This window comes from Phycisphaeraceae bacterium (assembly GCA_015709595.1).
Taxonomy (GTDB): Bacteria; Planctomycetota; Phycisphaerae; order Phycisphaerales; family SM1A02; genus CAADGA01.
Window position 1 is genome coordinate 3,785,972 of sequence record CP054178.1, and the last position, 12,929, is coordinate 3,798,900.

General features: G+C 65.5%; 12 protein-coding genes. 8 read left to right on the forward strand and 4 right to left on the reverse strand.

The window, feature by feature from the left end:
* Positions 1–68 precede the first annotated feature (68 nt).
* Complete coding sequence (tadA, locus tag HRU76_16015) at positions 69–1,742, forward strand: Flp pilus assembly complex ATPase component TadA (protein ID QOJ19000.1); 1,674 nt, start codon at positions 69–71, stop codon at positions 1,740–1,742.
* A 65-nt stretch (positions 1,743–1,807) separates the two neighbouring features.
* Here tadA and HRU76_16020 read toward each other — a convergent pair whose 3' ends face one another.
* The 3 genes from HRU76_16020 to HRU76_16030 all read right to left on the reverse strand — a co-directional run bounded on the left by HRU76_16020 (position 1,808) and on the right by HRU76_16030 (position 6,082).
* Positions 1,808–3,493, reverse strand: coding sequence for a hypothetical protein (locus tag HRU76_16020; GenBank protein QOJ19001.1), 1,686 nt, complete (start codon positions 3,491–3,493; stop codon positions 1,808–1,810).
* 115 nt (positions 3,494–3,608) lie between these two features.
* Entirely contained in the window at positions 3,609–4,277 is a 669-nt protein-coding gene (locus HRU76_16025) for a response regulator transcription factor (GenBank protein QOJ19002.1), read from the reverse strand.
* Positions 4,274–6,082: a HAMP domain-containing histidine kinase gene (locus HRU76_16030; protein QOJ19003.1), complete on the reverse strand. Its 1,809-nt coding sequence runs from the start codon at positions 6,080–6,082 to the stop codon at positions 4,274–4,276. The genes HRU76_16025 and HRU76_16030 overlap by 4 nt, the downstream gene beginning before the upstream one ends.
* Positions 6,083–6,703: 621 nt before the next feature.
* On the opposite strand from HRU76_16030, the gene HRU76_16035 reads away from it, so the two are divergent.
* The 7 genes from HRU76_16035 to HRU76_16065 all read left to right on the forward strand — a co-directional run bounded on the left by HRU76_16035 (position 6,704) and on the right by HRU76_16065 (position 11,942).
* Positions 6,704–8,074 carry a hypothetical protein gene (locus HRU76_16035; GenBank protein ID QOJ19004.1) on the forward strand — a complete coding sequence of 457 codons (1,371 nt, stop codon included), beginning with the start codon at positions 6,704–6,706 and terminating at the stop codon, positions 8,072–8,074.
* Positions 8,075–8,200: 126 nt separating this feature from the next.
* The gene (locus HRU76_16040) at positions 8,201–9,265 is read left to right on the forward strand and encodes a lysophospholipid acyltransferase family protein (GenBank protein QOJ19005.1); all 1,065 of its coding nucleotides are present in this window, start codon (positions 8,201–8,203) and stop codon (positions 9,263–9,265) included.
* Between the two features lie 48 nt (positions 9,266–9,313).
* The gene (locus HRU76_16045) at positions 9,314–9,697 is read left to right on the forward strand and encodes a response regulator (GenBank protein ID QOJ19006.1); all 384 of its coding nucleotides are present in this window, start codon (positions 9,314–9,316) and stop codon (positions 9,695–9,697) included.
* Positions 9,698–9,746: 49 nt separating this feature from the next.
* Positions 9,747–10,067, forward strand: coding sequence for a hypothetical protein (locus HRU76_16050; GenBank protein QOJ19007.1), 321 nt, complete (start codon positions 9,747–9,749; stop codon positions 10,065–10,067).
* 1 nt (position 10,068) lies between these two features.
* The gene (locus HRU76_16055; GenBank protein ID QOJ19008.1) at positions 10,069–10,449 is read left to right on the forward strand and encodes a hypothetical protein; all 381 of its coding nucleotides are present in this window, start codon (positions 10,069–10,071) and stop codon (positions 10,447–10,449) included.
* Positions 10,446–11,390, forward strand: a complete 945-nt coding sequence (locus tag HRU76_16060) for a hypothetical protein (GenBank protein ID QOJ19009.1) — start codon at positions 10,446–10,448, stop codon at positions 11,388–11,390. Before HRU76_16055 ends, HRU76_16060 begins: the two co-directional genes overlap by 4 nt.
* A 93-nt stretch (positions 11,391–11,483) precedes the next feature.
* Positions 11,484–11,942 (forward strand): redoxin domain-containing protein, encoded by a 459-nt coding sequence (locus HRU76_16065; GenBank protein ID QOJ19010.1) that lies wholly within the window; start codon positions 11,484–11,486, stop codon positions 11,940–11,942.
* A gap of 207 nt (positions 11,943–12,149) precedes the next feature.
* On the opposite strand, the gene HRU76_16070 is transcribed toward HRU76_16065, so the two are convergent.
* The gene (locus HRU76_16070) at positions 12,150–12,785 is read right to left on the reverse strand and encodes a PEP-CTERM sorting domain-containing protein (GenBank protein ID QOJ19011.1); all 636 of its coding nucleotides are present in this window, start codon (positions 12,783–12,785) and stop codon (positions 12,150–12,152) included.
* Positions 12,786–12,929: the final 144 nt, after the last annotated feature.

The following is a 12,929-nucleotide window of genomic DNA, read 5'->3' on the forward strand; positions in this document are numbered from 1 at the left end:
CCCGGCCGGGTGGCACGGACGCACGCATCATGCCGAAATGGCCGATGCGTAGGAACTGAGGAGGCCGCATGGGCATTGGAACCATCCTGCTCGAACGGGGGCTGATCACCGATGAGCAGTTGTCCCATGCCATCGCCGAGCAGAAACGCACCGGCGAGCGCCTGGATGGGCTGCTGGTGCGGCTGGGCTACGTCAGCCAGCGCGAAGTGCTCAAGGCCATCGGCCAGCAGTTCGCCATGCCCATCGTGGATCTGGGCGCCATCGAGGTGAAGGACGAAGTCCTCAAGGCCCTGCCCGCCAAACTGGTCTTCAAGCAGCGCTGCGTGCCCATCGAGCGGCACAACGGCACTTTGCGCGTGGCCACCTGCGACCCGTTTGAACTGAGCGCGTTCGATGAGCTGCGGCTCCTCACCGGCTTCGGCATCGAACTGGTGCTGGCGGATGAGCGCGACATCGACAAGTTCATCCGCACGCACTACGGCGTGGCGGGCGACACGCTCGATGCGCTCGCGGGCGACAAGCCCACGGTGGACACCTCCACCCTCACCACCGACGCGGCGGACGAAGTCGAGCAGGCCCAGGAAGCCAGCGTCATCAAGCTGGTGAACGACCTGCTGGTGGAGGCCATCCGCGAGCGCGCCACCGACGTGCATATCGAGCCCTACGAGGACACGCTGGCCATCCGCTACCGCATCGACGGCGTGCTGCAGCAGGCGGGCGTGCCCCCCACCGTCAACCGCTTCCGCAACGCCATCGTTTCGCGGCTGAAGATCATGTCCAACATGAACATCGCCGAGAAGCGCAAGCCGCAGGACGGGCGCATCACCCTGCGAGTGAAGGGCGGCGAGTACGACCTGCGCGTCAGCGTGATCCCCATGCTGTTCGGCGAAGGCGTGGTGCTGCGCATCCTCAACAAGGGCACGGTGCAGTTCTCGCTCAACGACCTGGGCATGGATGACTCGCTGCTGAAGCGCTGGGATGACCTGATCAACCGGCCCCACGGCATCGTGCTGGTCACCGGCCCCACCGGCTCGGGCAAGTCCACCACGCTGTACGCTTCGCTCAACCGCATCGTCACCGATGAGGTGAAGGCCATCACGGTGGAAGACCCCGTCGAGTACCACGTCAAGGGCGTCAACCAGATTCAGGTGAACCACCAGGTGGGGCTGGACTTCGCTGCAGGGCTGCGGTCGATCCTGCGTCACGATCCGGACATCGTGATGATCGGCGAAATCCGCGACAAGGAGACGGCGGAGGCGGCCATCCAGGCGTCGCTCACCGGCCACCTGGTCTTCTCCACGCTGCACACCAACGACGCGGCGGGGGCGATCACGCGGCTGCTCGACATGGGCGTGGAGCCGTTCCTGGTCTCCAGTTCGGTCGAGGGCATCATGGCCCAGCGGCTGGTGCGGCGGATCTGCCCCTCGTGCGCCTTGGACATCACGCCCGACCCGGCGGACATTCCGCCGGACTTCGTCCAGCGGTCCGGCGACGTGTTCCGCATGGGCAAGGGCTGCCGCGAGTGCCGCACGACGGGGTTCCGCGGGCGCGTGGGCATCTACGAACTGCTGATGATGAACGACGACATCCGCGAGATGGTGATGAAGCGGGTGAACGCGGGGACGATCGCCGAACGGGCGCGAAAGGCCGGCGACCTGACGCTGCTGCGCGACGCGGGATTCGAGAAGGTGCGTCAGGGTCTGACGACGCTGACCGAAGTGATCCGCGCGACGAAGGCGTAGGCGCGGTTGACGCCGGCATCACCGCGTCCTCGGGCGAGAGAAAGCGTGGAAGCGACTGGTGCTGATTACCAGCCGCGGCGGTCCATCTCCTCGGCCGCATACTTGCTGGTCATGGTGCCGAAGATCACCGCGTCACGGAGATCCGAGGGCATGAACTCCGCCATGTTGCTCGGCACGCCCAGTTTGATGAGGGCGTCCTCCTCATCGGATGCGCCGAGCTCCTTGATTCGCTTCTGGAGCGCCTCGCGGGCCTGCTTCCACTCCTCCTCCTTGGCCTGCTTCTTCTTTCGTTTCTCCTCGTCGCGCTTGGCCGTGATCTCCTTGTTGAGGGCGTCCTTCAGCCGCGCCTGCTTCTCGTTGCCGTGGGTCTGCTCGAACTGCTGGGTGGTGAGCTTGAGTTTCGTCAGCTCGCCGATCTTGAGGTTGAGCGCCGGACGGCTGTTGAGGGTGCCGGAATCGAGATCGTCCGGCAGGATGTCGCGATTGATCTTGAGTTTCTTGCGCAGCAGCGCGTTGATCTTCTTCACGTCGCCGCGCGTCTGGTCGTACTCATCCTGCGAGAGACCCTCCTTGCCCTGAAGCTCAACCTTGGCGGGCCTGTTGGCGGGACCGGCGCCGCGAATGAGCTCCGCGGCGTCCTGGATGGCGTCCGTGAGTTTCTCGAAGTTGTCGGTGTTCTTGTCGATCTCGGACTTGATCTTCTCGGTTTCCTTCTCGCTGAGCTTGTCGCCGAACTTCAGCAGCATGCCGGCGAGCCGCTTTCGTTCCTTGTCATACTTCTCCAGCAGCGGCTTGGCCTTGGCGAGCTTGTCGTGGGCGGCCTTCCAGTCCTTGGGATCGATCGGGTCGCCATCGGCATCGACCAGGGTTTCATCGAGCGTGGCGCCCTGCCGGCCCAGCTCCATCACCACCTGCCAGGTGAGTTCGGCGCTGGGCTTGTAGTGGCCGCTGGCGTCGTCGATGGTGACGATGCGGCCTTTCTTCGTCTTGATGTGCCCCGCGCCGGCCACGGGTTTGCCCGCGAGGGGCGACGAGTGGTGGGTGGTCTTCCGATTGCCTTGCGCGTCGGTCTCGACCTTGGCCTCGAAGGTGTGAACCTTTCTCGTATCCGGGTCCATGACGAAGCCGTGCTTCCTGTCCGCCAGCTTGTCTCCCTGTGCGTCGCGGAGCTTGCCCTTGGGATCGATGGCGACGGCCGAAGCCGCCTTCTCCTGCTCGTTGTAATACTTGGTGGTCGTGGTGGTCCTCTCGCGGATCTCCTCGATGTCCTTGGGCGTGGCCGGACGACGCCCACCCTTGCCGTCCGGCACGGTGGTGACGTTGTCGGCGCGCCAGCCGACCTTCTTGTCCTCGTCCTTGTATTCTGCCCCCAGCGCCTTGCTCTTCAGCGGCTTGTCGTCCTCGTCCTCATCGTCTTCCCGCTCCTTCTGCACGATGATGGCCTTGGGCATCACCTGATTCTCACGGGCCACGATCTGCACGCCCTTTTCGAGCGAGCCGGGCTTCTTGCCGATGGGCGTGATGGAGAGCGAGCCGTCGCTGGTGATTTCGACCTCGCCCTTGCAGGCCTCCTTCTTCTTGGCCTTGGTCAGGATGGCCTTGATGTCATCCTTGGGAACCTTCTTCCCCTCCTTGGCGACCAGCACGACGGGCTTGCCGTTCTCATCGCCGGCGCAGAACCACATGTTGAGCTTGGTGCCCTTCTTCTGCTTCATCAGAGCGAAGGCCTTCTTGACATCCAGCAGCGTCATGGTGCATCTCCTGTCACGGGGTTCAACTGGTGCAATGTATTGTCATGCCCGCTCAATGCAAGAGTAATCCCCCAACGTGTCGTCAGGGCCCGGGACCGGGACATGTCCCGAACACCTACGCCTCGGTCAACCCCTCGCGGATGGCGAAGCGGGCCAGCTCCACGCGGTCGTGAATCTGGAGTTTCTCCATGATCGCCGCCCGGTGGTTGTCGATCGTCTTGGGGCTGCGGTGGGTGGCCTGAGCGATCTCGGTGCGCGACATGCCCTTGCCGATCATGCGCAGCACCTCGATCTCGCGCGGCGTGAGCAGGTCCAGCCGCGACGCGGGACGGACATCATCACGGCTCGCCGGTCGATCGGCGGGACGACAGCGCTCGAAGACCCGTGGACCGAAGGCCACCTCGCCCCGCGACACCTTTCTGATGGCGTCAATCAGCGATTGGGGCGGATCACTCTTGGCGATATATCCCCACGCCCCGCGATTGACCGCCTCATCCAGGTAATGATCACGCACGTGGGCGCTGAACACGATCGTGCGGATCATCGGGAAGCGGCGGGTCAGTTCATCCAGTTCACTGAACACGTCGGCCCCGGGCAGATCAACGTCGAGCAGCACCACGTCGGCCCTGTGCAGGCCGGCGGCGTCCGCCAGGTGCTCCGCGGTCGATACCCAGCCGGCGAACTCAATGTCCGGCTCCAGCGCCAGACGGGCCTTGAGTCCCTCCGCCATCATGGCGTGATCGTCCACGCACAGCACCCGGATGCGCTTGCGACGCGAAATCATGTCCCGCTCTCCTGGCGACTGAAGTCAGCGGCCGCACGGGCCGCGGCGGATCGAAGGCCGTCCAGCAAGGACTCACGCCACACAAGCACAACTCCCGGAGGCGCGTCGGCATTCGACTCCGCCGCCACCTGAATGACGTGCCGCCCGGCCGCGCCAGCCAGAAACGCGACGACCCGACCCGCCCCCGCCTTCTCATCGCAGACCCACACGTCAGCACGCCCCGGTTCCGCATCCATGCGACACTCGAACCCATGCGCCGTGAGCACCGCAGCGGCCAGTCCGCGGATCCGGTCATCGGCCACGGAAATGCAGGCCGTCGGCCCCTGGGCCCGCTGATCGTCGGGGCTCGCCAGGCGCGCCATCGGCAGATCCAGCCGGACGGTCACACCATGCCCCGGTTCCGATTCGATCGTCGCGAGGCCGCCGTGACGCCTGACCAGGGCTTGCACCAGAGCCAGCCCCAGACCCGTGGCGATGGTGCGCTTCTTGGTGGTGAAGAATGGATCGAACGCGTGCCGTCGAACCTCGGGCGACATCCCGGGGCCTGTGTCGCGCACCTCGATCCGTACCATGCCATCGACCGACGCCGCGGCAATCGTCACCAGGCCCGGCCCCTGAATGGCTTCTCCGGCGTTGGTGACCAGGTTGAAGACCGCCTGCGTCAGGTGGTGTACCGGCATGGAAATCGGCGGAAGACCGGCAAGGTTCGCCGGGTCAGTGATCAGTTCGATCTCCCGGCGCAGCGCCGCCCGGAACATGGGCTCCACGGTGCGCCACCAGGTATCCAGGTTGAGTTCCTCGCGGCGTGTTTCTCGATCCGGGTCGCTGGCTAGCAGACGCAGACCATCGCTCAACTGCTGCAGATAGGTGACCCCCGAGCGAATGGCCTCGATATCTTCCCTGGTGGAGGGGTCCGCATCGTCCGATAATGCGTCGAGCCGGCACCGAACCGGAAAGAGCACGTTGTTCATGTCGTGCCCGACCCCCGCCGCCAGCGTGCCGATGGCGGCAAGCCGTTCGGCGTGCCGAAGCCGGGCGTGGGAGTGCTCAAGTTCCCGCGTTCGTGCTTCGACGGCCTCCTCGATGCGATCAACGTCCCGCTTCATCATGATGGCGAGCCGATGCCCGTAGAACGTCACCCCGACAATCATGACGAGGATCAGCCCAGCGACGATCCATTCCGCGCGACGAATGCTCCCCGCCCGCTCCAGCTCTCCGGCGATGTGCGTCCGCTGGATCTCGCGGATTCGATCGGACAGGTCGGTCAGGTGGTCGTTCATGGCGGCGTAGTGACGATCCATGGCGGCCATGTGTTCTCCCGCCTCGGTCTGGTCGCCGGCGTCGAAGGCGCCGAACAGCGATTCCGCTGATGCGACCATGTCGCTCATTGTCGCGTCGATTGCGGGAAACGCGGCGAGTATGCCGGCCACGCCTTCATGGCCGACCTCCCGCATCAGGGCGAAATGAACGGCATCTCGCCGCTGGACAAAGGTCTGCCTCGCCTCGCGGAACCGCTCCCTCTCACGCTCCACCTCACGGGACTGAAACAGGTCATTTCCCGGCGAATTGACGGCGGATGCAAGCCGGGCCAGTTCCGCGAAGTCCTCGAGCCGACTCGCCCATTCCTGGTTGACCACCACCGAGTTCGTGTAAATGCGGGCGACGCGATCAATCAGATAGAGCGAAAGCGACACGGTCAGCAGGTCGAACGCCGCCAGGCAGTAGTAGAGCAGGTGCAGGCGCGGGCGTCGTGCGTGCCGTGGTCGGGCTGGCGAGGTCGCGGAGGCGGTCGGTTCCCGGTCCATCAAGATCCTTCTCGCTGACGGAGATTCGACACGAACACCAGTCTTGACTGGCGAGGCAGCGCCCTCTGCACGACAGGTTCGCCTGGACGGCGGCTTCCGGACTGGCGCCGACCAGTCAGATCGGACGCGATCAGGGCTATTTCCCTATAGGCAACGGTCTGCGGGCGGTGTCTGATAGAGGGCCTCGATGGGGGAACCGCCTCCCGGAGGCGGAGACGGCCGGCGTCACGAGTGATACGAGCCGGTCGCTCAGGAACATGTCGTCGTGCCCCGCAAAGCGCGGGCGCCGGGTGCTTCGGCACCCGCGCCCGCGTGATTTTTGGGAGTTGATGCACGATTCGCCCCCAATCATCACCCGCGACCCGGAAGCATACCCCTTCCGCCGCTGGTTCTTCCCGGGTCGTCAAAGGCGACCCGCCGCGACTTTCTGCCTGGCGGAACCGGGTTGAATCGCCGTTTTCCCGCCTTTCACCCCCCTACTCCCTTGACGGAAGCCCCTGAAGACGCGACACTGGGCGGTCCTGACTCGGGTCAGGAGTCGTGAGGATCGTCGCCCGGACCGGGTACTCGCGCGTGGCGGGTGACGGGCCTCGGTAGGTCGTTCCCCGGAGGAATCGCTTCATGGCAGCACGAACTGGCGCCGGAACGGGAGTCGTGGTCGGACTCGTCGTTTTCGTCCTGAGCACGATTTTTCTGCTCGTTCTGACGATTGTCTTCTACTCCAAGCAGGAAAAGGCGCTCGAAGAGAAGATCGCCGCCGAGAACGCGCTGGCGGAGTACGCCACGCCGGTCCAGCGTGGAAGCGACGCCTTCAAGGCCATCATGGCCAACCGGGCCGGCCAGAGCGCCATGCAGCACCTGCTCAACCAGCAGCAGGAGATCATGCGCAAGGTGCTGGGCAACCCGCAGGGCACGATCGACGACATCAACCGCGCCCTGGGCGGGAGCGACCCCAACGCGACGTTTGTCAATGTCCTCTCGCGGACCAACGGCGATCTGCGCAGCGCCCGGACCGAGGCCGACGGCCTGAAGTCCGAACTGGCCCGGCTGAACGTGCAGCTCAACGAAAAGAACGCCCTGCTCGCCGAGGCCGAGGCCGCCAAGAACCGCGAGGTGCAGGCGGTCCGCGATCTCATCGCCACCTTCCAGCGCGACGTGCAGCAGTACGGGATCGACGTTCACACCACCAAGACGCTGATGATGCAGATGGTGGCGCAGCTTGAGAACTCCTACAAGAGTCAGATCGAGCAGCTCGAGCGCTCCATCGACTCCATCCGCTCCGACCTGGCGCTGAAGGACTCCCAGCTGGGCATGCTGCAGCGCATCATCAACGAGAGCCGCCTGAAGGCCGCCAATCCCGCCGCGCTGGTCGATGGCCGCGTCATCGACAACGCCACCGGCGACGGACAGGTGTTCATCAACATCGGGCGTCAGCACAAGGTGTCGATGGGCATGACCTTCGAGGTGTACGACAGCGAGACGCAGATTGTGCCGGACCAGTTCACCGGGGAGTATCCGCGCGGCAAGGCGTCGCTGCAGGTCATCCGCGTCAGCGAAACCACCTCGACCGCCAAGATCACCCGCAGCGTCCCGGGGCGGCCCGTCGTCCGCAATGACGTGATCGCCAACGCCGTCTACGACCCCACCAAGGAGTACATGTTCTTCGTGCATGGCAAGTTCGACATGAATGGCGACGGTCGTCCCAGCGAGGCCGAGACTGATCTGGTCCGCAACCTGATTCTCCAATGGGGCGGCAAGGTGGTCGAGGGTGACACGCTGCGCGGCGACGCCGACTTCCTGCTGCTCGGCGTGCAGCCCAACGAGCCCCCGCCGCTCCGCGCCAATCCCACGCCCGAGGAAGTCCGCATCTGGGCTGAGCAGAAGGCCGCCGGCGACCGGTACAACCGCCTCCTGCAGGACGCCATGAAGGCCAGCATCCCCGTGCTGAACCAGAATCGCTTCCTCATCCTCATCGGACACACGGCGAACTGATCGTCGTGACGGGTTGATGTCCCCCGCCGGCCGGCTCCTGGAGCCGGCCGGTTTTCATAGAATCGCTCGGATGCCGCCCGGCGCCGCGCTGTCCCGAACCGACACGATCACCCCGCAGTTGCCCGCATGAACGACGCCGAATCACGCGCCACGCTCATGGACCTGACTCAGTACCTCGCCGCACGCAGCGTGCTGGGGTTCATGAACTCCTTTCCGATCGAGGCCAATCTCAGCACGGCGGCGGCGATCGGTCGGCTCGTCCATCGCCTCAACAGAAAGCGGCGCCAGCGAGCAACGGAGCACGTCCGCTGGTGCTTCCCGCGGTTGCCCGACGCCGAAGTCGAGCGCATCGTCGTCCGGTCGTACGAGCACATGATCCAGCTGTTCCTCGTGGATTCCATCGCGGCGCCGCGGCGCATTTCGGCGGACGCCTGGCCGCGATACATCGAACTGACCGACCTGGGTCCGGTGATCGACCTGCTGCTGCACGGACAAGGCCTGGTGATGCTGACCGGACACTGCGGCAACTGGGAGCTGCTGGCCTGCCTGCTGGCGGCCCTGGGGTATCCCGTCCACGCCCTGGCGCGACCGATCGACAACCCGCTCATCAACCGTTGGCTGCTGGGCATCCGCGAGGCGCGGGGGACGCGCATCATCACCAAGTGGGGCGCCATTCCCGTGGTGCAGGACGTGGTCCGGCGCGGCGGCCGGGCGGCCTTCATCGCCGACCAGAACGCCGGCGACCAGGGTCTGTTCGTCCCCTTCTTCGGACGGCTCGCCTCGACCTACAAGTCGATCGCCCTGCTGGCCATCCGGTACCGCGTTCCGGTGGTCGCGGGAGGTGCGTTCCGCATTTCGCACGGCTTTCAGTATCGCCTCACCGTGTCGGACATCATCAGGCCCGAGGAGTGGGAAGGTCACGAGGATCCCATCTTCTACATCACCGCCCGATACAATCGCGCCATCGAAGTGATGGTTCGGTCGCACCCCGAGCAGTATCTCTGGATTCACCGGCGATGGAAGAGCCGGCCCCGATTCGAGCGCGAGGGACGCCCCTTTCCCGATCGGCTTCGGGCCAAGCTCGAGTCGCTGCCGTGGATGACCCCGTCCGAGCTGAGCCGAATCATCGAGTCATCAGGCCGGCGAAGCGACGAGCCCTCGGACCGGACGGATTCTCCCCCCTCGGATTGACCCGTCCGTGCCGCTCGCCATACTTCACCCTGACGCGGAAGGAACCAGGTGTCAGACCGACTGGCCAACAAGCGCGTGCTGATCGTTGACGATGACGCCGACATCCGCGGCAGCATTGAGCTGGCGATGCGCGGGGAAGGCGCCCAGACCGAGGCCGTGGGCGACGGCAACGCCGCCGTTCACGCCGCCCAGACCAGCCCGCCCGATCTGGTGGTGCTCGACATGATGCTCCCCAAGCGATCGGGCTTTCTGGTGCTGGAGAAGATCAAGCAGCTTGAACCGCCTCCAGTGGTCATCATGGTCACGGCGAATGAGGGTCGCCGCCACATGGCCTACGCCGAGGCCCTGGGGGTCGATTCGTACTTCATCAAGCCCGTTCCACTGCAGCGGCTGGTGGACAAGGCGGTCGCGCTGCTGGAAGCCGCATCGTGAGAGGATCGTCGCTCAACTTCACCGCCAGACGCTCCCGGAGTCGCTCGACGTGCCCCTGAAGCAGATCGTGATCCTCGCGGACGATGGGGGCAAGCCGCCCTCGGGAGGCGGAATGACCCCGCTGGGCCGTCGCAAGGACATCATCCGCGACCTGGCCTCGTACAACACCTCACCGGCGGCGCCGGAGGATGATGTGCTTCATGGACCGGGCATCCGAATCGAAATCGCCCCGGGCCAGGATCCGGTCACACAGATGCTTCTCACCATCGACGACGAGGACATCGCCTGGGTCGTGATCCTGCGACTGGCGCGGATTTTCCACTGGAAACTGCTGGATCCCGTCTCAGGCCGGGAACTGAGGGCCCACTGACATGACCGACCCCTTCCGTCCCCAGCAGGGTTTGTCGGTGGACCGAACCGATGCCGCGGCGTTTATCGAGGCGCTGGCGATGGCCCTGGACTACCGGGGCGACGTGACGCTCACCCGCGTGGACGGCTCGCAGCTCACCGGCTACCTGTACGATCGCCAGCCACCCCGGCGCGAGGCGCCGCCGCGGCTGCGCCTGCTGCCCGCCGACGGCTCGACGCGCGTCACGCTGTCGGAGAGCGAGATCGTCCGGATCGAGTTCAGCGGGCGCGACACCGCCAGCGGCAAGTCCTTCGAGACGTGGATGAGGAAATACGTCGAGAAGAAGCTTGCCGGTGAGCGAGCGGGCATCGAATCCGAGTCCCTGGAGACGCCTGGCGCGTGACGCGCCCCGATCCGCCGCTTCACCACGCGGCCGCCTGCCCCATGCATCCCATCCGCACCCTCATGACCGGCGTTCTCGACTATGCGGGGCTGTTCCCGCCCGCCAGACTCGACATGTCGATGACGGTGCGAAACTACGCGGGGTATCGAGCCGGTCCGGATTCATGGATGCTCGGACGGCTGATCGTCCCCTGCGCGCAACTGGGCGAGTTCCTCGCCGAGTTCCGCGCCGGTGGACCGGCCCCTGAAATCGAGCGAGCCGGGCAACCGTGGCGACTGAGCGTGCTGACCGCCGCCGCGGGCGACCCCGCCTTGCCGGGTCATCTGGAGGCGATCGACAACTTCAACGCGCTTCACGGCGAACACGCTCGCGTCGATTCGATCGAACTGAAGGCGGATTCCCCCGACGCGATCGATGGCGCGCTCGAGGTGATTCCGTCCGACATCACGCCCGCCTTCGAGCTGCCGTGGTCGCGCGACCCACGGGGGCTGATCGCCGCCCTGGCGGGGTCGGACGCGGTCGCCAAGGTGCGCACCGGCGGGCTGACCGCGGACCTCTTTCCCCCGCCTGACGCCCTGGCTCGATTCATCCTCGCCTGTGCCGCCGCCCGCGTGCCGTTCAAGGCCACGGCGGGGCTGCATCATCCGTTCCGCCATCCGTCACGGGGCGTGACCGGAGCACGCGAGCACGGCTTCGTCAATGTCTTCCTGGGGGCCGCCCTGGCGCATCACGACGCCATCGACCCGGACGCGCTCACGCGGCTGCTGGACGACGAGGAGCCATCGCACTTCCGCCTCGATGACCACGGGCTGGCCTGGTCCGGCCATCGACTGACGTCGCCGCAGATCGCCGAGGCGCGGAAGACCTTCGCCCTTTCCTACGGCTCCTGCTCATTCGTCGAGCCGCTGGACGACCTGCGCGGGCTTCGATGGATCGGCTGAGCCGGTCGTGCCTCATCGACCCGCGAGCCATGCGATCTATCATCGTGGCTGACGCACTTCCACCCTCACCTGTTCGCATTCCCGGAGTTCATCATGCCCGTCCAGCCAGGCACACCCGCCCCCGACTTCACGCTCAAGACCCAGGATGAGAAGGACTGGAAGCTCTCCGATCAACGCGGCAGGCGAGTGGTGCTGCTCTGGTACCCGCTGGACTGGAGCCCCACGTGCGAAAAGGAGAACTGCCGCCTGGGCCACGATGTGCCGCTCGTGAGCGACGCCAGCACCGTGGTCGTGGGCATCAGCCGTGATTCCACCTGGTCGCACAAGGCGTTCAAGCAGGCCAAGGGCATCCGGCATGATCTGCTGGCTGACCCGATGCTGGAGGTGACGAGGCAGTACGGGCTGCAGCACCCCGGCGCCCCCTTCATCTCTCACCGCGCCACGGTCATCGTGGACCGCAACGGCCAAGTGGCCTGGGTGCAGGTGCAGGAAAACACCAGGGAAGAGCGGGACTGGAAGGCCGTCCAGGCGGCTCTGGCGGGCGTGAAGTGAGGGCGGCGCGAGCATGGCGAGCCGCCGGGCGGGGCACGCGGCATCCGTCACGGCGAACGCGTCTGGAATGCCCCCCTTCCGCCATGCGGATCTGAAACCCCTTCCTCGCGCGCTTCAACTCAACCGGGTGCTCAGAACAGTCCGCGAATGACAACCGGCGGACCTGAGTCCGCCGGTTGCGCGATGAAGCGATTGGTCACGGACCGATCAGGCGCGACGACGCCGACGGGCCATGAGGCCGGCCGCACCAAGCAGGGCCAGGGCGCCCGGGGCGGGCACCAGCGCGCTGCCGATGGTGAGGTTGTCGATCTGGAAGGAGCCATTTGTCGTGGTGCCGCCATTGGCGAGACCGAAGTGGATGCTCTTGATTTCCTGATCCGCCGTCACGCCCCAGAAGCCCGGAGTCGTGGGAAGCAGCACGTCCTGAGTTGTGTTGTCACCGAACGTGATGAAGGCGTGATATGGCAACGACGTCGAGTTGACAGTGATGTCCAACCCAGCGCCGTACACGCCGTTCGCCGAACCGACAGACGTGGTGGTGAAGGAGAGCCGGAACGAGCCGTTGCAGCCGGCGCAGTACCGACCGTTCGCATCCTTGATGTTCAGGTTCGAGAAGCCGGTGGTCTGGTAGTCGGTTTCTCCGAGGAACGCCGACATCACCGCGTCGCTGTAGATCTGAAAACCCGCTCCATAGGGCGGACTGTTGTAGCCATCCGTGATGAACGTCCCAAGCGCCGCCTCGAACGCGGGACGGCTGTTGAAGAAGGTGATCGCGGCGCTGGCGCTGGAAGCCGTCAACGCGGCCGCCAGACCAAACGCAAGGCCGGTGCAGAGTGTCTTCATGTCTCTCTCCTCATTCTGGTGGTGTGTTCGAACACCCGAGGCGGCCCACACCGCCATTCTCTGGAAGCCCTTTCCAGAATTCACACCAGTGCCCACTGGGCTTCGGGCTCGAACCGAGTTTCAGCATACTCGATCGCACGCACG